This window comes from Novosphingobium sp. KN65.2 (assembly GCF_001368935.1).
GTDB classification, from domain to species: domain Bacteria; phylum Pseudomonadota; class Alphaproteobacteria; order Sphingomonadales; family Sphingomonadaceae; genus Novosphingobium; species Novosphingobium mathurense.
Genome location: NZ_CCBH010000015.1, coordinates 1 through 704, shown reverse-complemented (window position 1 = coordinate 704; position 704 = coordinate 1). Strand labels below are relative to the sequence as shown.

Annotated in this window: 1 protein-coding gene and 1 pseudogene; both read left to right on the top strand. The window is 61.8% G+C overall.

Going from position 1 to position 704, the window contains the following annotated elements; genetic code table 11:
- Positions 1-342, top strand: a pseudogene (locus SPHV1_RS00955) (antitoxin Xre/MbcA/ParS toxin-binding domain-containing protein); the annotation flags it as partial.
- A 3-nt stretch (positions 343-345) separates the two neighbouring features.
- The coding region (locus tag SPHV1_RS00950; protein WP_156367181.1) for an RES family NAD+ phosphorylase at positions 346-704 on the top strand (359 nt) is incomplete at its 3' end.

Below are 704 nucleotides of genomic sequence, written 5' to 3'. Positions count from 1 at the left end.
GCACGGCCGCTCGAAAGTTGGGCCGGGCCGGTGGCAGGTGCTGGTGAGGTCGAGGACAATCTTGGGATTCCTCGGTCGACGCTAAGCAGCTGGCAGCAGAAAGGCATGGTCGTCGGATTGCTGCGTGGCACCCGAAAGCTGACCTATCCGCTGGACCAGTTTGTGGACGCGCGGCCGCTCGAAGGCATCGCCGATATCCTTCGCCTTGCCCCAGAGGCTCGGTCTGCGTGGCTCTGGCTTCGCCAACCGCATGGGGCGCTGAACAATCGTGCGCCGCTCGATGCGCTGAAGGCTGGTGATCGCCAAGAGGTGGTGATCGTTGCAGAGCGTGACTTTGCCTGACGCATGGCATTTGACGAGAAGATTCTCGCGTCGCTGACCCGGCGCGTTGAGCCAAGCGCATACCTGCGTTGCACGCCCATCGCGCATCGCGCGACGCCCCTCGGGATGGGCTATGGCAAAACGCGTTTCGCGAGCCCGGATGACCGTTTCAAGCTGCTCTACATTGCGGAAGATCTCCCGACGAGCATAGCTGAAGCAATCGTACGGGATCGCTTCGAAGGCGTTACGCCAAGAGAGATGCTGCGGACCGATTTCGCCGATTGGGGCGTATGCGAGGTCAACGCCACTGAACCGCTCAATGTTCTCGACCTGCGGCGCGATGGTTGCTTCAAGCTCGGAGTTTCGACTGACATCGTCGGGGC